This window comes from Helicobacter sp. 23-1045 (assembly GCF_053654655.1).
The window spans coordinates 175,030-193,946 of sequence record NZ_JBSIUR010000002.1 but is presented as its reverse complement, the minus strand read 5'-3'; the positions used below and the strand labels follow the sequence as shown (position 1 = coordinate 193,946).

25 protein-coding genes are annotated in these 18,917 nt (G+C 41.9%); 19 read left to right on the top strand and 6 right to left on the bottom strand.

All coding sequences use genetic code 11. The annotated features are described in order from the left end of the window. The first annotated feature begins 32 nt into the window (after positions 1-32). The 19 genes from ACWIUE_RS03545 (at position 33) to ACWIUE_RS03455 (ending at position 13,889) form a co-directional block, all read left to right on the top strand. A complete protein-coding gene (locus tag ACWIUE_RS03545; RefSeq protein WP_454134909.1) occupies positions 33-692 on the top strand; it encodes a UbiX family flavin prenyltransferase in 660 nt (219 codons plus the stop codon). Continuing rightward, on the top strand, positions 692-1,192 hold the full coding sequence (gene coaD, locus ACWIUE_RS03540; protein ID WP_454134907.1) for a pantetheine-phosphate adenylyltransferase: 501 nt from the start codon (positions 692-694) through the stop codon (positions 1,190-1,192). Before ACWIUE_RS03545 ends, coaD begins: the two co-directional genes overlap by 1 nt. Continuing rightward, complete coding sequence (gene tmk / locus ACWIUE_RS03535) at positions 1,185-1,775, top strand: dTMP kinase (RefSeq protein WP_454134905.1); 591 nt, start codon at positions 1,185-1,187, stop codon at positions 1,773-1,775. The genes coaD and tmk overlap by 8 nt, the downstream gene beginning before the upstream one ends. A 12-nt stretch (positions 1,776-1,787) precedes the next feature. Then, entirely contained in the window at positions 1,788-2,354 is a 567-nt protein-coding gene (locus ACWIUE_RS03530) for a phosphoribosyltransferase (RefSeq protein ID WP_454134903.1), read from the top strand. An 11-nt stretch (positions 2,355-2,365) separates the two neighbouring features. Continuing rightward, on the top strand, positions 2,366-3,019 hold the full coding sequence (locus ACWIUE_RS03525) for a thiamine phosphate synthase (RefSeq protein WP_454134901.1): 654 nt from the start codon (positions 2,366-2,368) through the stop codon (positions 3,017-3,019). Between the two features lie 51 nt (positions 3,020-3,070). Next, on the top strand, positions 3,071-4,099 hold the full coding sequence (locus tag ACWIUE_RS03520) for a ribonucleotide-diphosphate reductase subunit beta (protein WP_454134991.1): 1,029 nt from the start codon (positions 3,071-3,073) through the stop codon (positions 4,097-4,099). Beyond that, positions 4,089-4,838 carry a nitrilase-related carbon-nitrogen hydrolase gene (locus tag ACWIUE_RS03515; protein WP_454134989.1) on the top strand — a complete coding sequence of 250 codons (750 nt, stop codon included), beginning with the start codon at positions 4,089-4,091 and terminating at the stop codon, positions 4,836-4,838. The genes ACWIUE_RS03520 and ACWIUE_RS03515 overlap by 11 nt, the downstream gene beginning before the upstream one ends. 11 nt (positions 4,839-4,849) lie before the next feature. Next, the gene (locus ACWIUE_RS03510) at positions 4,850-5,464 is read left to right on the top strand and encodes a protein-L-isoaspartate(D-aspartate) O-methyltransferase (protein ID WP_454134987.1); all 615 of its coding nucleotides are present in this window, start codon (positions 4,850-4,852) and stop codon (positions 5,462-5,464) included. Between the two features lie 2 nt (positions 5,465-5,466). After that, the gene (locus tag ACWIUE_RS03505; protein ID WP_454134900.1) at positions 5,467-6,273 is read left to right on the top strand and encodes a hypothetical protein; all 807 of its coding nucleotides are present in this window, start codon (positions 5,467-5,469) and stop codon (positions 6,271-6,273) included. Positions 6,274-6,278: 5 nt separating this feature from the next. Then, a complete protein-coding gene (locus tag ACWIUE_RS03500; RefSeq protein ID WP_454134899.1) occupies positions 6,279-7,037 on the top strand; it encodes a prepilin peptidase in 759 nt (252 codons plus the stop codon). Beyond that, positions 7,034-8,071: an LptF/LptG family permease gene (locus ACWIUE_RS03495; RefSeq protein ID WP_454134897.1), complete on the top strand. Its 1,038-nt coding sequence runs from the start codon at positions 7,034-7,036 to the stop codon at positions 8,069-8,071. The genes ACWIUE_RS03500 and ACWIUE_RS03495 overlap by 4 nt, the downstream gene beginning before the upstream one ends. An 11-nt stretch (positions 8,072-8,082) precedes the next feature. Continuing rightward, positions 8,083-8,793 (top strand): sulfite exporter TauE/SafE family protein, encoded by a 711-nt coding sequence (locus ACWIUE_RS03490; protein ID WP_454134895.1) that lies wholly within the window; start codon positions 8,083-8,085, stop codon positions 8,791-8,793. 129 nt (positions 8,794-8,922) lie between these two features. Then, complete coding sequence (locus tag ACWIUE_RS03485; protein WP_454134893.1) at positions 8,923-9,441, top strand: D-glycero-alpha-D-manno-heptose-1,7-bisphosphate 7-phosphatase; 519 nt, start codon at positions 8,923-8,925, stop codon at positions 9,439-9,441. Between the two features lie 13 nt (positions 9,442-9,454). Further along, the gene (gene rfaD, locus ACWIUE_RS03480; protein WP_454134891.1) at positions 9,455-10,459 is read left to right on the top strand and encodes an ADP-glyceromanno-heptose 6-epimerase; all 1,005 of its coding nucleotides are present in this window, start codon (positions 9,455-9,457) and stop codon (positions 10,457-10,459) included. After that, positions 10,459-11,832 (top strand): D-glycero-beta-D-manno-heptose-7-phosphate kinase, encoded by a 1,374-nt coding sequence (gene rfaE1, locus ACWIUE_RS03475; protein WP_454134889.1) that lies wholly within the window; start codon positions 10,459-10,461, stop codon positions 11,830-11,832. The genes rfaD and rfaE1 overlap by 1 nt, the downstream gene beginning before the upstream one ends. An 87-nt stretch (positions 11,833-11,919) precedes the next feature. Further along, positions 11,920-12,486 (top strand): D-sedoheptulose 7-phosphate isomerase, encoded by a 567-nt coding sequence (gene gmhA / locus ACWIUE_RS03470; RefSeq protein WP_454134888.1) that lies wholly within the window; start codon positions 11,920-11,922, stop codon positions 12,484-12,486. Continuing rightward, entirely contained in the window at positions 12,483-12,737 is a 255-nt protein-coding gene (locus tag ACWIUE_RS03465; RefSeq protein WP_454134886.1) for a hypothetical protein, read from the top strand. The genes gmhA and ACWIUE_RS03465 overlap by 4 nt, the downstream gene beginning before the upstream one ends. A 148-nt stretch (positions 12,738-12,885) precedes the next feature. Then, complete coding sequence (locus ACWIUE_RS03460; protein WP_454134884.1) at positions 12,886-13,164, top strand: TRL domain-containing protein; 279 nt, start codon at positions 12,886-12,888, stop codon at positions 13,162-13,164. A gap of 8 nt (positions 13,165-13,172) precedes the next feature. Continuing rightward, on the top strand, positions 13,173-13,889 hold the full coding sequence (locus tag ACWIUE_RS03455) for an outer membrane beta-barrel protein (RefSeq protein WP_454134882.1): 717 nt from the start codon (positions 13,173-13,175) through the stop codon (positions 13,887-13,889). Between the two features lie 171 nt (positions 13,890-14,060). Here ACWIUE_RS03455 and smpB read toward each other — a convergent pair whose 3' ends face one another. From smpB to ACWIUE_RS03425, 6 genes are all read right to left on the bottom strand, one after another. Next, the gene (gene smpB, locus ACWIUE_RS03450) at positions 14,061-14,510 is read right to left on the bottom strand and encodes an SsrA-binding protein SmpB (RefSeq protein ID WP_454134880.1); all 450 of its coding nucleotides are present in this window, start codon (positions 14,508-14,510) and stop codon (positions 14,061-14,063) included. Between the two features lies 1 nt (position 14,511). Beyond that, positions 14,512-15,327 (bottom strand): 4-(cytidine 5'-diphospho)-2-C-methyl-D-erythritol kinase, encoded by an 816-nt coding sequence (locus tag ACWIUE_RS03445; RefSeq protein WP_454134878.1) that lies wholly within the window; start codon positions 15,325-15,327, stop codon positions 14,512-14,514. Between the two features lie 20 nt (positions 15,328-15,347). Further along, the gene (gene csrA, locus ACWIUE_RS03440) at positions 15,348-15,581 is read right to left on the bottom strand and encodes a carbon storage regulator CsrA (RefSeq protein WP_454134877.1); all 234 of its coding nucleotides are present in this window, start codon (positions 15,579-15,581) and stop codon (positions 15,348-15,350) included. Beyond that, positions 15,575-16,402 carry a tRNA pseudouridine(55) synthase TruB gene (truB, locus tag ACWIUE_RS03435; RefSeq protein WP_454134875.1) on the bottom strand — a complete coding sequence of 276 codons (828 nt, stop codon included), beginning with the start codon at positions 16,400-16,402 and terminating at the stop codon, positions 15,575-15,577. The genes csrA and truB overlap by 7 nt, the downstream gene beginning before the upstream one ends. A gap of 163 nt (positions 16,403-16,565) precedes the next feature. After that, entirely contained in the window at positions 16,566-18,137 is a 1,572-nt protein-coding gene (gene dapE / locus ACWIUE_RS03430) for a succinyl-diaminopimelate desuccinylase (protein WP_454134873.1), read from the bottom strand. After that, positions 18,138-18,917: a methyltransferase domain-containing protein gene (locus ACWIUE_RS03425; RefSeq protein ID WP_454134872.1), complete on the bottom strand. Its 780-nt coding sequence runs from the start codon at positions 18,915-18,917 to the stop codon at positions 18,138-18,140.

Here is an 18,917-nt window from a genome sequence, read left to right as displayed (position 1 = left end):
TTTCGCGCAAAAATTTAACTTTTGGACGCAAAATGCAAAATAAACAAAAATTCGTAGTAGGCATTACGGGGGCAAGTGGCATTCGGCTTGGTATTCGCTTCGCAGGGCATTTGGCGCGGTTTGCTAAAAATAGCGAAATCTTTGTGATTTTTAGCAATGGCGCGAAAATGGTGGCGCAGTATGAGGAAAAAATCGCTAAAAATGCGCTAGATTCTGCGATATTTCAAGGCATTTCGCAGAATCTAACCATTCTAAACGACAGCGATTTGGATTCGCCCGTGTCCTCTGGCTCTTTTGGCGTTAGCGCAACGCTGATAATCCCGTGTAGTGCAAATACACTTGCAAAAATCGCCTGTGGCATTAGTGAGACGCTAATCACTCGCGCCGCCCTTGTCGCGCTAAAAGAGCGCAAAACCCTGCTTTTAGCTCCGCGCGAAGTGCCACTAAATGCGATAATGCTTCAAAATATGCTTATCCTCTCGCAAATGGGCGCAATCATCGCTCCGCCAATGCTCTCATATTACGCTGGGAGCGAAAATCTCGCCGAAATGGAGGACTTTGTGTGCGGAAAATGGCTTGATTCTATCGGCGTAACGCACAATCTTTTCCCGCGCTGGGGAGAATCTAGCGTTGATATATGCGAATCCACCCCTAAATCACGCAAATCTACCAAATCCAAAAAAGGACAATAATGCAAAAAATCGCAATTTATCCGGGCACTTTTGACCCTATCACAAACGGGCATTTGGATATTATCACGCGCTCATCGCAAATTTTTGATAAAGTCATAGTCGCAGTGGCGCATAGCGCGGATAAATCGCCACTATTTAGCACGGAAAACCGCATAAAGATGGTAAATCTTGCCATTTCAAATATGCCAAACATAAACGCAGAAACTTTTGATAATCTTTTGGCAGATTTTGCAAGTGAGAGGGGCTGTAATATTCTTATTCGTGGGCTTCGCGCCGTTAGCGACTTTGAGTATGAGCTGCAAATCGGCTATGCGAATGCTTCGCTAAATCCCGCGTTGGAGACGATTTATCTAATGCCTTCGCTCCAAAATGCCTTTATAAGTTCAAGTGTGGTGCGCTCGATTTTGCGCCACAATGGCAAAATCGCGCATCTTGTCCCGCCAAAAGTAAATGATTTTATTGCGGATTTTATCGCACATTTGGGGGCGCAAAATGGGTAAATATGTCGTAATTGAGGGCATTGATACCACAGGCAAAAGCACCCAAATCGCGCTTTTGCGCAAGCGTTACAAAAACGCAATTTTTACAAAAGAGCCTAGTGGGGGCGATTTTGGCGATACGATTCGCACTCTGTCCCTGCATAGCGATATTTGTAATCTCACGCAAACTATGCTTTTTCTTGCCGATAGGGCGCACCACACAAAGCGCGTGATTTTGCCAAATTTAGGCGCAAAACAGCTTGTCATTAGCGATAGAAGCCTTATTTCTGGCGTGGCGTATTGCGATTCGCTTGATTTTGATTTGGCTTTGCAAATCAATCGTGCGGTCGCAAAAGTGCCTAATTTAGCTGTGATTTTAGAGACAAATGAGGCGATTTTGCGCTCCCGTCTATCGCAAAAAGAAAATGACAATATTGAATCGCGCGGCATTGCGTATTTATTAGCGGTGCAAGAGCGAATCATAAAAACCGCCGAATCTTTTGGCGTGAATACGCTAAAAATCTCTTGTGATTTGCCAAAAGATGAGATTTTGGAGATGATTTGCGCTGAAATCGATTCGCTAGATTCGCACAAATTGCGCTAAGGCAAAAGCGCGATGAAATGCCTAATGTGCGAGGATTTTAGCTTTAATGTTATATGCAAAAATTGCGATTCATTGCTAAAACTATCCCCGCAAAAACGCTTTTATGCCGATGGATTCGCCGTTTTTAGCTTTTATGAATATCAATCAATCGAATTTTTGCTAAAAAGCAAATATCACCTAATCGGCAGTCGAATCTACAAATTTTTGGCAAAAAAGGCGTGGGCATATTTTAGTGGCACAAACGCCGATTTTGGTGGCGTGTATGGGATAGGAATCGATGATAGGGTGAGCTCATTTTACTCACATTCAGGCGTCATCGTGAAAGAATTTGCCAAAAGTTTCACACCACTTTTTGGCGCACTCAAAGCAAAAGGCGACATTCACTACGCGGGAAAATCCCTAAAATACCGACAAAATCACAAAAAAGATTTTGTTTATAGCGGAAAACGCGACATTAGCGCGGTGCTAATTGATGATATTATCACAAGCGGGGCGAGTATCGATGAGGCAAGAGAGTGCCTCGAATCAAACGGCGTGCGCGTTTTATTTGCGCTAGTGCTAAGCGATGCGAGATTTTAAGGTGGGCGCATTTGATAGAAAAATTTTTGATTACAAATGGCAATTATAATGCGATTTTGGCGAATCCTGCGCGATTAAAAGCGCATAATATCACCAAAATTTATTTGCGCGATAAAAATTTGTCGAGTGAAATTTTGCGTGAGTTTCAACAAATAAAAAATGTCGAAATTTTTGTGAATTATAGCGATTCGCCACAAATTTTGGCGTATAAATATATCCACCTAAAAGGTGATGAATTGCATTTGGTAAAAGCACTAAAATCGCAGAATCTAAAAATGGATGGTTGTTTCGCTTCGCTCACAAATCCTGTGGATTGCCACGATTCTGCTACGCAGAATCTCGCAATGACAGAAAACAGCGCATTAGATTCTGCGAATGAAACCAAATTCGCAGAATCTAAAATTTTATCCTATTCTGCGCATAGTTTGGAGGACATTATCCGCGCACACAAAGCGCGAATCGATTTTATTTTCATAAGTCCCATTTTTGCGGTTGAAAATAAAAATGCGCCACTTGGCATTGAGTTTTTAGCGCAAATCCCGCGCGAAATAAAGCCCAAAATTTTCGCACTTGGCGGGATAAATGCGAGTAATATTCATAAATTTGAAAATTTAGGCATTCGTGGTGTGGCTGGGATTCGCATTTTTGAGAATATTTTTAAGTAATTTTGTATATAATGCTTTAAAAACTCAAAAAAGGATTTAAAAATGGATGAAATCATCGCAAAACGAAAGAAAATCTACAATCCCGAATCTACCGAATCTGTAAATGAACGCAAAGTGTTTAACGGCAACCCTACGAGCATTTTTGACTTAAACAAAATCAAATATCAATGGGCGTATAATCTATGGAAAGTTATGCTTGCAAACACTTGGTTTCCCGAAGAAGTGGGTATGGCACAAGATAAGCGCGACTATGTGGGCGGACTAACAGAGCAAGAGAAATTAGGCTACGATAGGGCGTTAGCGCAACTTATATTTATGGATTCGCTTCAAACAAACAATCTCATCGACAATGTCAATCCCTACATTACAAGCCCCGAGCTAAATCTCATTTTGGTGCGTCAGGCGTATGAAGAGGCACTGCATTCGCAAAGCTATGATGTGATGGTGCAAGCAATTAGCGACAATACCGATGAGATTTATGAAATGTGGCGCAAAGATGTAGAGCTACGCAATAAAAACGACTATATCGCCGATGTTTATATGGATTTGGCGAAAAATCCCACTGAGACAAATCTACTCAAAGCATTTTTTGCAAATCAAATCTTAGAGGGTATTTATTTTTATTCGGGCTTTTCGTTTTTCTATACGCTTGCAAAAAGTGGCAAAATGTTAGCGTCTGCAAATATGATTCGCTTCATACAGCGCGATGAAGTTACGCATTTGCTTTTGTTTTCAAATCTTATCAATTCTGTCCGCAAAGAGCGCAGTGATTTATTTACGCCGAGTTTGGAGGAAGAAGTTATTGAGATGTTTAGAAAAGCTGTCGATTTGGAATCTAATTGGGGCGATTATATCACACAAGGGCAGATTTTGGGGCTTACAAGCGAGATTATCCGTCAATATATCGAATATTTGGCTGATGAACGCTTAGAGCGCGTGGGATTTGCAAAGCTATACAACGCAAAGCACCCCATAAAGTGGGTTGACCAATTTAGCAGTTTCAATGAGCAAAAGACAAATTTCTTTGAATCAAAAGTAACGAATTATTCCAAAGGGAGCATAACATTTGATGATTTCTAAAAAATCTACTGGCGCGATTTTAAAGCGATTTTACGCACTGCAAATAAAAATCAGCACTTCATTTGAAGAAAATTTAAGCCGAATCGAATCGCTTTCAAAAGGCTGTGGCGAGGGCGCAATCATTTTGACGCCCGAAGTGGCGATTAGCGGATTTTGCTATCAAAAGATGAATGAAGCAAGTGAGTTTAGCAAAGTCGCCACTGAGCGACTTTTGGAGGCAAGTAGTGATAAGACAATCATTACCACGATGATTGAAAAAAATAAGGGCAAATTTTACAATAATCTCAAAGTTTTTTCGCGTGGCGTTATGATTCACAAGCAATCAAAGCACAAACTTTTTCCACTTGGCGATGAGCATAATCACTTTGCAGCAGGGGAAGAGGGCGAATTTTGCGATTTTAAAATTGATAACATAAAATGCGCTGCGATAAATTGCTTTGAAGTGCGATTCCCGCGAATCTGGGATTTGGTAAGAGGCGCAGATGTGATTTTTGTCCCCGCACAATGGGGCAAAGAGCGCAAAGAGCATTTTGAGACGCTAACTCGCGCCCTAGCGATTGCAAATCAAGCGTTTGTGGTTTGTGCGGACGCTGCAAATGTAAATCTGGCAAAGGGAAGCGCGATTATTTCGCCATTTGGCGCAGTGATTAAAAATGACAAGCGCGAAATGGTTAGCGCAGAAGTGGATTTGAGCGAAGTTGCAAAAATGCGAAAATACATAAAAGTGGGGTTAGATTGAGAGTAGAGCGAATGTTAGATTTAATCGCAAAAGAATTTCCCATCGCGCCAAATGTGCGAGGTGCGATGAGCCAAATCCCGCGCGATATTTTTATGACAGAAGCATTGCGCCCTTTGGCGTATCGAATCGATGCCATTTCTATCGGCGCAAATCAATTCATCAGCTCCCCGCTCACTGTGGCAAAAATGACGCAGTTTTTAGAAATCGACAAAAGTTGCGATTCGGTGTTGGAAATCGGCTGTGGTAGCGGGTATCAAGCGGCGATTTTAAGCAAACTTTTTCGGCGCGTGTTTAGTATCGAGCGCATCGAGCGACTGCGCGAAGAGGCGATTGTGCGATTTAAAAAACTTGGCATTATGAATGTCAATACAAAAGTCGATGATGGCAACAATGGCTGGGAAAAATACGCGCCTTTTGATAGGATTTTGTTCTCCGCTTCGCCTAGTGTGATTGCACCAAAAGTTGCGACTCAGTTGGCTGAGGGCGGGATTTTGGTTGCACCGATGACGCAAAATGACGGCACACAAATCATCACGCGTTTCATAAAAAGGCACGGGCGGCTAAATGTGCTTGACACAAAAGGCGAATGCGAATTTGTCCCTGTTAAGCGCGATATTGAGCGATAAGAATGCAAGAAACGCAGAATCTAAACGCAGAATCTAATATGAAACACAAAATCAAAGCAATCTACGCATTAGATTCTGCGAATCGCAAAATCACACGCAAAATCGCAGAATCTGCCCCCGCTTCGTCATTGCGAGATTCTGCGAATGCAGAATCTAATGCAAAAAATCCGTCATTGCGAGGCGCACGAAGCGAAGCGAGTGCAACGAAGCAATCCAAACAAAATTTAGTCGCGCAAAGCGCACCCGAAACTCGCCCGCTTCGTGGTGCAAAAAATCGGGAAAAAGGTTGCAGTAGTGCAACCGCCGATTTTTTGCTAGAAGCGGAGAAGCGAGGCACTCCCCCTAAAAGCGAAAAGCGGCTGCTTTTGGGGATACAATTAAATAGTCGGGGGGAGCGGGAGCGGAGTGTAGCCCTTTTTGCGAAAGAAACAAGCGAATCTAATCTAAAAAATGGCGAAAATCTCGCAGATTCTGCGATTCGTGCAAAAAACGCAGAATCTTACACAAAATCGCAGAATCTAAAAAGAGATTCTTCGCTTCGCACTTCGTGCTACGCTCAGAATGACAATTTTAATTTGGATGGTTGCTTCGCTTCGCTCACAAAACAAGGCGAAGCCGAAGTTTCTTTATTCAATTCTGCGAATTGCCAAGATTTGCCTTTGGCAAATCTCGCAATGACGAAAAAAATACAAAAAAACGCAGAATCTTCGATTCACAGAATCTTACGCAATAACGCAGAATCTGCCGCAATTTCGCAGAATCTAATCGCAGAATCTGCCCCAAATTCTGCGAATCTTAAAGCGGGGTAAGGATAATGATTTTTTTAGAAAGCATTGAAATCATCACAGCGTTAATCTTTGGGCTTTGCTTTGGCTCGTTTTTAAATGTGCTGATTTTGCGCCTACCAAAGGGCGAATCTATCGCGCTCCCCGCTTCGCATTGCGTCTCTTGTGGCAACGCATTAAAGTTTTATCACAATATCCCGCTTTTATCTTACATATTTTTGCGGGGCAAATGCGCCTTTTGCGGGGCAAAAATTGCGATTCAATATCCGCTAATCGAAGTGATTTCTGGCGTTCTCGCGCTTTTTATCTACCTAAAATTTGGTTTTAGTGTCGAATCTATTTGCATTGGCATTGCGATTTTGCTACTTTTGGCGTTGAGTGTGATTGATTGGCGGTTTAGCGAAGTGCCTGACAATCTTAATTTCTCCGCATTTATTTTTGCGATTATTGGCGGACTTTTTTGGCATAAAGATTTTATTTTTATCATCGGCAGCGCGTTTGCATTTGCTGGATTTTTCACGCTTTTGCGATTTGCGTTTCAATCTTTTGCCAAAAAAGAAGCATTGGGCGAAGGCGATATCATCATAGTTGCCACGATGGCTGGGATTTTAGGCTACAAGATAGCGTTTGTAGCGATTTTTTTGGGCGCGCTTTTTTCGATAATCCCGCTTTTGGTGCTTGGCAAAAATGCCAAAATTCCATTTATCCCATTTCTCTACGCTGGGCTGTTAGTCGCGCTTTTTGGCTATGATTTCATCGTTGCATTCTTAAAAGACTACGCGCTATGAATTTTTCTACTTCAAATTTGCGAAATTATATTTCGATGTCCTTTGGGAGACTATTTTTTATATTTTTCATCATTTTATTTTTCATCTCATCGATTATCGTGCTAATCACCATCGCGCAGGTGACTTTTGTAGTTAAGATGAGCTTTGCGGATTTGTTTTGGTTATATTTGTATTCGCTCCCAAATAGCGTGCTTTTCGTGCTATCAATTACATTTTTTGCAGCAGCGATTTTATCGCTTTCAAAGATGAGCTATGATTATGAAATGCTTGTCTTATTCGCGCTTGGCGTTAGTCCGCATAAAATCATTCGCGTTTTTCTCCCGCTGTGCGCGCTTGTGAGTGTGACAATGCTAATTTTCTCCCTTGCTATTATCCCGCTTTCAAAGAGTGCGTATTCAAACTTTGTCGCCGAAAAGCGCGCAAATATCGATGTAAATATCAAGTCAGGCGAGTTTGGACAAAAGCTTGGCGATTGGCTAGTTTTCGTAGATTCTGCGGATAATCGCAATTATGAAAATTTGGTGCTGTTTTCAAATAAAGGGCTTGGATTTGAGAGCTTTATTTTAGCGCAAAATGGCAGTGCAAGTAGCGCAAATGGCGCATTTGAGATGAATCTAACAAATGGCGTGGCATACTTCGCAGAATCTGCCAAAATCCGCAAAATCGACTTTGAAAATATGATAGTCCGCAACGCCATCGATGAAGTGAAACTGCGTAGCTATGATTTGATGGCGTATTGGGGGAGTGCGTTTAGCGGTGATTCACGGCGAAATGCGGAGCGATTCACGCAATATGTGCTAATTGCGCTAATGCCTGTTGCGAGTATTTTTCTACTACCGCTCTTTGGCATTGCAAATCCGCGATTTAACAAAAATCTTTCATCGCTTTACATTCTCGCAAGTGTGGGGATTTACTATACGCTTGTATATTTTGCGATGGAGTATGCGCCACTTTATGGCATTGTGCCGCTTTTGGCAGTGTGGATTGGGGCGAGTTACGCGCTGTATCGGCGATTTATTTTGAGATTTTATTAAGGGGGTTTTGCGTGAATCATCAAATGTTGCTTGAAAATGTAGATACAATCTCGCTTTTTGTAATCGCGCTTGGGATGGCGTTTTCTCACTGCTATGGTATGTGTGGCGGGATAGTGCTTGCATTTTCGCAGAATCTCCCTAGTAGTTTTTGGGGGCGACTTTTTTTGCATTTGCTCTATAACACGGGGCGAATCAGCACTTATGTCATCATCGGCATTGCGTGCGCGCATTTGGGGGCGAAGTTTTCAGTAAGCGATTCAGCGCGGGGTGGGATTTTTATCATTTTGGGATTTTTGATGGGGCTTTTGGGCGCGGGGTATTTGATATATCCAAAAATCTTGCATTTTTTAGAGCCAAATATCGGGGGTTTTGGGATTTTTAAAAAGGCATTTGGGTTTTTTATGAAGCAAGCAAATCCGCTTCGCGCGTATCTTTTGGGATTTTTAAATGGACTTTTGCCCTGCGGGATTGTGTATTTTTTCGCGATGAATGCGATGATTGCGGCAAGTGATTTGCGCGGGATACACGCACTTTTAAAGGGCGCGGAGATTATGCTAATCTTTGGCGTGGCGAGTGCGATACCAATGCTACTTTTGGGGAGTTTTAGCGCGATTTTGGCAATCTCAAAGTTTAAAAATATCTTTGTAAAAATCTCGGCATTTCTCATCATCATCTTTGGCGTTTGGACGATGATGAAGGGCTTTGGGATTTTGTTTAAATAACGCTGAATCTAGGCGGGGATTTTGCGATTCAGCGAATCGCCACAAATCTCATAGATTCTGCAAAATTCGAGCAGATTCTGCGATTTTGCGATAAAATGCAGAATCTACATTTATTTTCAAAGGATTTTTATGCAAAAAGCGGTGTTTTTCGATAGAGATGGCGTGGTGAATGTGAATAATGAGTATGTCTATAAAATCAGCGATTTTGTGTATATGAGCGGGTTTGTGGAGTTTTTTTGCGCAATAAAAGAGCGTGGATTTTTGGCATTTGTCGTTACGAATCAATCAGGCATAAATCGCGGATTTTACAGCGAGCGCGACTTTGAATTTTTAAGTGATTTTATGCAAAATGATTTGCGCAAAAGATGTGGCTTTTGCTTTGATAAAATCTATCATTGTCCGCATTTGCCGAGTGAAAACTGCCATTGTCGCAAACCAAACATTGGTATGATAGAAAACGCAATGCGTGATTTTCCCATAGATTTGGGCGCGTCATATCTTATCGGCGATAATGAAAGCGACATTGAGTGCGCCATAAATGCGGGGATAAAAACGCAGATTCTGCTAAATAAAAATGCAAAGCAAAGCAAGGCAGGGCATATTGTTAGCGATTTTCAGCAAATTTTTAGTATAATTGCGCCACTTTAATCGGGAGGGTAAAATGAAATATATTTACGATGATTTGGACGATAAAGTCATTCTAATCACGGGTGGTGCGGGATTTATCGGTAGCAATTTGGCAAAATATCTAAACAAACACCACCCACGCGCAAAAGTTGTGATTTTTGATAGATTTCGCGATAATTCACACTTTGCAAACGGCAATCCTACTAGTTTGGGGCATTTTAAAAATCTGCTTGATTTTAAGGGGGAGATTATCGTAGGCGATTTGGCAAATAGCGCGGATTTGGGGCGATTAGATGACTACAAATTTGACTGCATTTTTCATCAAGGCGCGATTTCGGATACGACTTGCCTAAATCAAGAATTAGTGCTAAAAACAAACTATGAAAGCTTTGATTATTTCGTCCGAAAGGCAAAAAATGACAATGCAACGCTGATTTATGCTTCAAGTGCGGCAGTTTATGGCAATAGCTCTGCGCCAAATGTCGTAGGCGTAGGCGAATCGCCCGAAAATGTCTATGGTTACTCAAAATGGCTTATGGATAAAAAATTGCGCGAACTTATACAAAAAGCCCAAAATAGCGATGATGACGATGACAATGTCAAAATCATAGGTTTGCGATATTTCAATGTCTATGGCAATGGCGAGTATTTCAAAGGCACGACTGCTTCGATGATTTTGCAGCTTACAGAGCAGATTCGGCAGTTTAAAAAAGTGCGCCTTTTTGAGTTTGGCAAACATTTGCGTGATTTTGTGTATGTCAAAGATGTGATTCAGGCAAATATAAAGGCGTTAGAAGCACAAAAAAGCGGGGTTTATAATGTCGGTAGTGGTAAGGCGCGAAGTTTTAATGACATTGTGGCGATTTTAAAGGCGCATTTTGGGGAATTTGAAGTGGAATATATCAAAAATCCTTACGCATTTTATCAAAATCACACGCAAGCCGACATTAGCGAGACTACAAAAGATTTGTTTTATGAGCCTAGATATTCGCTTGAAGATGGCATTGCGGATTATGTCGAAGTGTTAAAGGGGCTTTGATGGCGCGAATCTTAATCATCGGCGATTTGATGTTAGACCACTATGTGTGGGGAAGCGTGGAGCGAATCTCACCCGAAGCCCCCGTGCAAATCCTAAAAATCACGCGCGAAAACAATCGCTTGGGTGGCGCATCTAATGTCGCGCTAAATCTCATCGCACTTGGCGCAAAGGCGCATATTTGCGGGATTATAGGCGATGATAGCGATGGCAAAATCATTATGGATTTGCTAGATTCAGCGGGGATTAAGCGTGATTTGCTTTGTGTAAAAAGCGATTTTCAAAGTATTAAAAAGACGCGATTTATCGCTTCAAATCAGCAAGTTTTGCGCGTGGATAGGGAGAGCGTGGATATGTCGCTTGATGGCGCGATTTTAGAGAAAATCAAAGATTCGCTACATAAATTTAGCGCGATTATTTTGTCGGATTATGGCAAAGGTGCGCTTGGCGTGGATTTTACAAAGCAAATTATCGCTCTAGCAAATGAGCGCGAAATCCCTATCCTTTGCGACCCAAAGGGCGATGATTACAGCAAATACACCAACGCCACGCTTTTAACGCCAAACAAAAAAGAAGCGCAAATCGCCACAAATATCCGCATAGATTCGCCTGAATCCTTGCTACGCGCCCTAAAAAAGCTCAAAAACGACTACAATCTAACCTATTCGATTATCACTTTGAGCGAAGATGGAATGGCGATTTATGATGACAAAATGACGCAAATCCCCACCCTCGCCAAAGAAGTCTATGATGTAACGGGCGCGGGGGACACGGTGATAGCCACACTCGCCTTTGGAATCTGTCATTGCGCAGACATTTATGAAAGCGCGAAGTTAGCAAATGCCGCAGCGGCTGTCGTTGTCGGCAAAATCGGCTCAGCACAAGCAAATATGAATGAGATTCGCGCGGTTATGGAGGATATTAGTGGCTGCTTTGAAGTCGATGATTTGAAGCTAATCGCGGATTTGAAAAAAGATGGCAAAAAAATCGTATTTACGAATGGTTGCTTTGATATTTTGCACTTTGGGCATATCAGTTATTTGCGCAAGGCAAAGAGTTTTGGCGATATTTTGGTGGTGGGGCTAAATTCAGATGATTCGGTGCGGAGACTAAAAGGCGATTTGCGCCCGATAAATGACGAATCCGACAGGGCGCAGATTTTAAAAGAGCTTGAATGCGTGGATTTTGTCATCATTTTTGATGAATCCACGCCACTAAATCTTATCAAACAGATTCGCCCCGATATTTTGGTAAAGGGCGCGGATTATGAAGGCAAAGAAGTCGTGGGAAGCGAAATCGTCCCTGATGTGCGATTGGTGGAGTTTGTGGAAGGCAAAAGCACAAGCAAAATCGTAGAAAAAATTAAAAATGCGTAGTGCGAATCTAAATAAAGATTCGTCATTGCGAGATTTTGCGTAGCAAAATCGTGGCAATCTAAAAAAAATAACAAACGGAGGTAATAAATGAATGATTTGATACAAGGTGAATTTTTCTCACATATCGATACAGCGCAAATGGCGTTAAAAGAGCTAGTAGGCGACATTGACAAGGCAAGTGCGATAATGATAACTGCGCTAAAAAACGGCAATAAGATTATGTCGTGTGGAAATGGCGGGAGCGCGGCAGATTCGCAACATTTCGCAGCGGAATTAAGCGGGAGATATTTGGAGGATAGAGACGGAATTGCGTGCGTAGCTCTCACAACCGATACCTCCGCGCTCACCGCAATCGGCAATGACTTTGGATTTGAGTTTATATTCTCACGCCAAGTCGAAGCCATCGCAAAAAAAGGCGATGTGCTACTTGCAATCTCTACAAGTGGCAACTCGCAAAATATCATCAAAGCAATCGACACCGCCAAAAGCAAGGGTTGCAAAGTCGTAGGTTTGAGCGGAAAAGATGGAGGCGCGATGAATGGGTGCTGCGACTTAAATATCGTAGTGCCAAGCTCATCAACCCCGCGAATCCAAGAGGTGCATTTGCTGATAGAACACATTTTATGCAATATCATCGAGCGAAGTTGTAAGTGAGTTTTGGGACAATTTGTTCTGGGGTAGTCATTCGCGTTGTTTTGGCACAAAATGTCGCTCAATGGACGCCCAAGTCCTATTTCGCTCATTTCGCGCCAAAACAACGCAAAGCACTACTGCCATTACTTCGATTGTTTGTTTATAAATTCTTTGTCATTCTGAGCGAAGCGAAAAATCTCAAAAATAACAGAAATTCTTCGCAAACGAAGTTCGCTCACAATGACAAAATAATCACAAAATCAAATCCATAAAATCCAATCCCCCCGTAAATCATTACAATTCTACACATTTTCGCAGAATCTACAATATTTTTTCAAAAATTTATCATTTTTAAGAAAACTTTAAGGTGGGGGGGGGATTATCATCGCAGTTTTATTTCAAATTTAAAGGGAGCAAATTATGAAAGCATTTTTGAGATTAGCGATGGTGGCGATGGCGGTGATTTTTGCGGGGTGTGCGAGTGCGGTAACGCCCTTTTCTACAAATGTGGAGGTTAAACCAAACGAGGCAAAATACGCAGAATCTACCTGCCGATGGGTATTTGGCATTCGCTTTAAGGGGTGCTCGGTGGATGAGGCGATTAGAGAGGCGGGGATAACGCAAGTGCAGACGATAAACTACGACTTTTTTCACATCGGCGTTTATAACTCGCAAACAATCGGCGTGCGGGGCAAATAAGCGAAATGATGAAAATAATCTTATTGTGCCTTTTGGCATTTGCGCCACTTTTAGCGCAAAATAGCGGTAAATCAAATGATGAGAAAGTCAAGCAATTAGAACAAGAACTGCGCGTTTTAGAGCTGCAAAAGCAAATAGAGCACGCAAAGCGCAACCCCATTCAGCGCAAGGACTGCTTTAACTGCGGGGAGAACTATATGCCAGGCGAGGTAGAACCTAGCGGATTTATGATAGGCGGGGGACTTGTGCTAGGCAAGTCGCTTGTTTCTATTAATAATGCTTATTGGCTTGAAAAATATGATTGGCGCACGCAGTGGGGTGGCGAAGTGCTTTTGGGGTATAAGTGGTTTTTTGGTCCTATTTTTGGACTGCGACTTTATACAAACTATCAAATTTTATTTATTAACGCTTTGGGTAATCCCACCACCACGCATAATTTTTCGGGTAATTTTGACTTAATGTTTAACTTTAACAAATCGCAAACTTTGCGCGTGGGACTGCTTTTGGGAGTGCATTTAGGTGGCGGGGTGGTGAAATATAAATATCCATTTTTCAATAGATTTGAAAACATTGATAGTAAGCCATCTTTCACGATTGGCGGTAATCTCGGACTGCGATTTGTGATTTATGATAATCACGCAGTTGAGCCGACTTTTCAGCCGAAAATGGACTTTTTTAATGGCTTGCAAATTATGGGACTTGTGAGGTATGTTTATACATTTTAGGGGGATTTTAGGGGGCGTTTTGCTTTTTGGGCGTAGATTCTGCGAAAATTATTAGATTCTGCGCTAGATTCTGCGAATCACACGAAAATTTGCCAAAATTCGCAGAATCTCGCGTGAAAAAATCTCACAAAAATCGCAGAATCTACGCCTTTTTATTTCACTTATTTCCACTTATTTCCACTGTTTCATCGCCATTTCGGCTTCTCTTTTGAGTGTTTTTTGCTTTAAGGATTCGCGTTTGTCATAGAGCTTTTTGCCCGAAACTAGCGCGATTTGGAGCTTTAAATTTTTTCGCTTAAAATACGCCGTAAGTGGCACGATACTAAATCCTTTTTGGCTTACTTGCGAAAAAAGTTTGTTTATTTCCTTGCGTTTTAGCAAAAGTTTGCGAGTGCGCCGCTCATCGGGCTTAAAATGGCTATTTGTCGTCTCTAAATGGCTAAAATGCGCCCCAAACAAAAACGCCTCGCCTTTTATGATTCGCACAAAGCTATCTTTGATATTCACGCGATTTTGCCGTGCAGCTTTGACTTCGCTACCTTTGAGCGCGATTCCAGCCTCCAAAGTTTGGTGGATAAAATAATCAAAATGCGCCTTTTTGTTGTTTGCGATGATTTTCATTTTATGCCCAAATTTCGCGGAGTTTTGGCGATGAATCCTTTATCCTAAAAAAGCTAGAGCCACTGCCACTAAAAAAATATCCGTCCTTTGCGTATTGGCGCAAATTTGGGTAGATTTTGCAAGCGGGAGCGTATAAATCATTTAGAAAATCTATCGTATTTTCGCGTAGTAAGCTAATCGAATCTTTTTTTAAAAGCTCCCGCCCTTGCGTAAAAAACGCCACTTCGCCACGCGCTTTCATTGCGCGAAACTCATCATAAACCGCCTTTGTGGAGCATTGAATCGGTGGCACGATAAATTCAAATTCAAGCGCATCTTCGCTAAAAAATTCCACTCCATCGCCTATGCCAAAGACATTCGCGCTTTTTTTATCGTATAGAAAGAAACTCACATCTGCGCCCACTTTCGCGCCAACTCGCATTAAATCCCTTTGCGATAGATTTAGCTCCAAAATCTCATTTATCGCTTTTAGGTAACTTGCCGCATCGCTACTACCTCCGCCAAGCCCTGCGAAAGCGGGGATTTTTTTATCCACTTCCACGCTAAAAAATTCTAGCGATTCGCGCATTTTGGTAGCACCTTGCGAATCTAAAAATTCCCCCAACGCTTCCTTTGCCTTAAAAATCGTATTTTCTTGCATTGCGCAACTAAAATTTCCATCTATTTGAAACGAATCTGATTTACGAATCTCTATCGTATCGCATAGATTCGCACTCTCCACAAGCACGAATCTTGAAGCGATTTCACAATAGCCATTTTGCAAAATATTTGTAATTTTAAAGCAAATATTTACCTTTGGATAAGCGCGAATTTCCATAATCTCAATCCCCAAAAATATCATTTTTTTGACAAAATTTTGCCTAATTTTTGCAAATTTAGTGCCGAATCTTCTTTTGATGCCTTTAAGTTTTCTCCCACAACTGCGGCTTTTAGCTCGCCCCTCAATATGACTTTGTCCTGTGGCGCGTCAAATCCAAGCTTTACAATACCATTTTGCACCGATATGACTTTGATTGTGATGTCCTCGCCGATTACTATTTCTTCGTCTATCTTCCTTGATAAAACTAACATAAATCAATCCTATTTAAAATATATTCTACATATCCGTAAAAATCAATGCGAATTATAGAAAAAAAATCATCAAAAATCGCAATATATCGCTGATTTTTTTGCGCTAAATCTAAATGGATTTTTTTGCCATTGTAGATTTTATCACGCAAATGCGGGATTTTTAGCTTATCGATTGCTAATTTTGGATAGGGCAAAAAATCAAGTGGATTTAGCATTTTGTAGTTTTCAAAGACAAAATCGCCTTCTTTGATTCGCGATAGTGCGGATAGTGCGCCAATCGTGCCTAAATTTTGTGCGATGATTGCGCCTAGTGAGCGGATATACGCGCCCTTGCTAACGCTAACTTTGAAGTTTAAAAATGGGTGATTGTAGCTTAAAAGCGCAATGTCAAAAATCTCCATTTCGCTTGAATCTAGCGCAAAATCCGCATTTTGCCTAGCCAATTTATAGGCGCGAATCCCGCCTACTTTTTTCGCGCTAAATTTTGGGGGCGTGTAAGTGATTTTGCCTTTTAGCGATTCAAACACCGCACAAATCTGCGCCAAATCAAAGGCGCGAATCTCACTCACTCGCAAAACGCGCTCAATATCAAGCGTGGGCGATTCAACACCTAGCCAAAGCGTGGCAATATAGACTTTTGGACTTAAATTAAAATGGCTAAAAAGTCGCGTGTGCTTATCACTAGCCACCACAAGCGTCCCACTTGCAAATGGGTCAAGCGTCCCACTAAAACCAAGTGTGCGATTGTCAAAACGCCTTTTTAGTGTGGAGAGAAAGGCATTTGAGCTGATATTTGTGGGCTTGTGAGCGACAAAGAGCAAATTTTAATCCTTTGTTTAAATATTTTACATTATTTTTTGCAATTCTAGTATCTTGCGTGAGATTCGTGGGTTGCGCCGAAAAATTTGATTGAGATAAGGCTAGTCGCCTATCGAATGAGAATTTTTCAAGCTCCCGCGAAGATTGCGTAAGAGACGAATTGCGCTACTTAAAATTTTCAATAAAATCTATAAATATATCCCGCAACTTCTCTATATCGCGCAAATCCACGCACTCATCTGTCGCGTGAATCCTATCATTGATTAGCCCAAACTCCACCACCTCTACGCCAAACGCGCTAAAATACCGCGCATCGCTTGTCCCGCCCTCTGTATTTGGGCGTGGATTTAGATTCGTATGCTTTTTTATCGCACGGGATAGCGAATCTAACAGCGTTTGCGAATCTGTGATAAAGGGGAAAGAGCCTTGACTAATCATCAAATCATATCTTTGAATCCCCGCGTTTTTTAAGAGCGATTTGACATAGTTTTCAATCGCATTTTTGTCAGTCAGCGGGTTATTTCGCACATTAAACATTAACTTTAAGTCGCTAGGCGTTACATTTGTGGCTTCAATCCCTGCGCGAATATCGGTAAGGACGATTTTACTAGGCGCGAAATGTTTATCCCCGCTATCCAAATCCACCCCCGCGATTTGCGCTAAAATAGGTGCGATTAAATGCGCGGGATTTACGCATTTATGTGGATAAGCGGCGTGCCCTTGTGTGCCAAAAATTTTCAAAACGCCATTTATTGAGCCACGCCGTCCGATTTTTATGCTATCGCCAAAATTTTTCTCGCAAGTAGGCTCGGCGACTATCGCAAATTGCGGGAGCAAATCGCGCTTTTTTAATTCATCTAACATAATTTTCGTGCCAAAAATGCCATCGCCCTCTTCATCGCTAGTCAAAAGCACAGACAAAATGCCATCAAATTCGCGCACAGCTTTCAGTGCAGATATAAAACACGCTACGCCACCTTTCATATCCTGCGCCCCTCTGCCGTAAAGGATGCCGTTTTGGATTATCGCACCGAAAGGATTTACGCTCCAATTATTTCCTGCGGGAACAATGTCGATATGCCCAGCAAAGCAAAGATGAGTGCGCGTTCGTCTCTTTGACGCTTTTGTGGGATTCTGCGCACTCAACTGCTCAATGGACGAATCAGTCCTATTTTCGCAGTTTCGTGCTTGAAAACCCACAAAATCGCCTAAAGATACTTCCGCGCAGTCGTTTTGAATGCTAGATTCTGCGATTTTGTGTGAAATTCTGCGATTTGCAGAATCTGCGCGATTTTCTCCACTTTTGCCATTTGATTCGCTTGAATCTTTTCGCAAAAAGGGCTGCACCCCCCCTACCACGCTCCCCCCGACTATTAAATTGTGTCCCCAAAAAGCAGCCGCTTTTTCGCTTTTAGGGGGAGTGCCTCGCTTATCCGCTTCTAGCAAAAAATCGGCGGACGCACTACTGCGTCCTTGAATCCGATTTTTTGCACCACGAAGCGGGCGAGATTTGGGTGCTTCGCACGATTGATTTTTATTAGTTTCTATGTTTTTGTTTTGATTTATAAAATCCGCACCAAAATCTTTATACAAAAACAAATTTTTTACGCCATTTTTTTCTAACTCAATCACCTTAAAGTCCGCCAACTCAGCCTTTATAATCTCATAGATTCCACATTCATTTGGCGTAACGCTCTGCCTTTTGATTAGCTCTTTTAGCAACTCCACCACTTCCATTTAGTCCCCTTTTAACGCGATAAAAGTCGCAAAATTTCCAAAGCGAAACACCACTTCAACCGCCCCAAATCCCGCGCCCATCAGCATTGCGACATTTTCATTTTCGCTAAAAGGAATTAGGATATTTTCTAATGCCTCGCGCTTTTTGCTAATCTCCGTTTTTGAATAGCCGTTTTGCGCCTTAAATGCGTGGTAAATGTCGATTAGCTTTTTATCCAACCACGCATTTTCGCACACTAGCTTTTCGCTCATCACAAACGCCCCATTTTTTTGCAACGAATCGCAAATCTTTTTGCAAAGCGATTCGCGCTTTTGTGGGCGGATAAATTGCATAGTGTAGTTTGCGATAATTGCGTCAAATTTATCTTTTTTGCGCGAATCTATGCGCAAATCTTGCGAATCTTTGGTGCGATTCGCATTTGAATCGCCAAACTTTTGTGGCACTTTAAAATCAAAATCCAAAATATCCGCTTCAATAAAATGCACTTTTGTGCCATAGGCACTTGCTTTTGCCCTTGCAATATCTAACATTGGCGCAGAGTTATCAATACCAAAAAGCGCGGTTTGCGGGAGTTTTTGCGCCAAATATAGCAACAAATTCCCCGTAGAGCAACCCAAATCACAAATCGCCTTTTTACCCTCCAAAAGATTGGCAATCAGCGCAATATTGTCATTGTAGTAAGGCACGGAGCGTGGCAACATATCATCAAAAACACTTGCCACCTCGCGATTAAATGAAAATTTCGCCCCAAAATCCTGCGTAAAAATCCTATCTTTCAC

What these genes read in the sequence shown, in the direction of transcription:
- coaD (WP_454134907.1), top strand. Translation starts at nt 692, where the DNA reads ATGCAAAAAATCGCAATTTATCCGGGCACTTTTGACCCTATCACAAAC.
- gmhA (WP_454134888.1), top strand. Translation starts at nt 11,920, where the DNA reads ATGAATGATTTGATACAAGGTGAATTTTTCTCACATATCGATACAGCG.
- ACWIUE_RS03460 (WP_454134884.1), top strand. Translation starts at nt 12,886, where the DNA reads ATGAAAGCATTTTTGAGATTAGCGATGGTGGCGATGGCGGTGATTTTT.
- csrA (WP_454134877.1), bottom strand. Translation starts at nt 15,581, where the DNA reads ATGTTAGTTTTATCAAGGAAGATAGACGAAGAAATAGTAATCGGCGAG.
- ACWIUE_RS03455 (WP_454134882.1), top strand. Translation starts at nt 13,173, where the DNA reads ATGAAAATAATCTTATTGTGCCTTTTGGCATTTGCGCCACTTTTAGCG.
- ACWIUE_RS03485 (WP_454134893.1), top strand. Translation starts at nt 8,923, where the DNA reads ATGCAAAAAGCGGTGTTTTTCGATAGAGATGGCGTGGTGAATGTGAAT.
- ACWIUE_RS03505 (WP_454134900.1), top strand. Translation starts at nt 5,467, where the DNA reads ATGCAAGAAACGCAGAATCTAAACGCAGAATCTAATATGAAACACAAA.
- rfaD (WP_454134891.1), top strand. Translation starts at nt 9,455, where the DNA reads ATGAAATATATTTACGATGATTTGGACGATAAAGTCATTCTAATCACG.
- ACWIUE_RS03515 (WP_454134989.1), top strand. Translation starts at nt 4,089, where the DNA reads ATGATTTCTAAAAAATCTACTGGCGCGATTTTAAAGCGATTTTACGCA.
- ACWIUE_RS03510 (WP_454134987.1), top strand. Translation starts at nt 4,850, where the DNA reads ATGTTAGATTTAATCGCAAAAGAATTTCCCATCGCGCCAAATGTGCGA.
- rfaE1 (WP_454134889.1), top strand. Translation starts at nt 10,459, where the DNA reads ATGGCGCGAATCTTAATCATCGGCGATTTGATGTTAGACCACTATGTG.
- smpB (WP_454134880.1), bottom strand. Translation starts at nt 14,510, where the DNA reads ATGAAAATCATCGCAAACAACAAAAAGGCGCATTTTGATTATTTTATC.
- ACWIUE_RS03445 (WP_454134878.1), bottom strand. Translation starts at nt 15,327, where the DNA reads ATGGAAATTCGCGCTTATCCAAAGGTAAATATTTGCTTTAAAATTACA.
- dapE (WP_454134873.1), bottom strand. Translation starts at nt 18,137, where the DNA reads ATGGAAGTGGTGGAGTTGCTAAAAGAGCTAATCAAAAGGCAGAGCGTT.
- ACWIUE_RS03500 (WP_454134899.1), top strand. Translation starts at nt 6,279, where the DNA reads ATGATTTTTTTAGAAAGCATTGAAATCATCACAGCGTTAATCTTTGGG.
- ACWIUE_RS03530 (WP_454134903.1), top strand. Translation starts at nt 1,788, where the DNA reads ATGAAATGCCTAATGTGCGAGGATTTTAGCTTTAATGTTATATGCAAA.
- ACWIUE_RS03545 (WP_454134909.1), top strand. Translation starts at nt 33, where the DNA reads ATGCAAAATAAACAAAAATTCGTAGTAGGCATTACGGGGGCAAGTGGC.
- tmk (WP_454134905.1), top strand. Translation starts at nt 1,185, where the DNA reads ATGGGTAAATATGTCGTAATTGAGGGCATTGATACCACAGGCAAAAGC.
- ACWIUE_RS03495 (WP_454134897.1), top strand. Translation starts at nt 7,034, where the DNA reads ATGAATTTTTCTACTTCAAATTTGCGAAATTATATTTCGATGTCCTTT.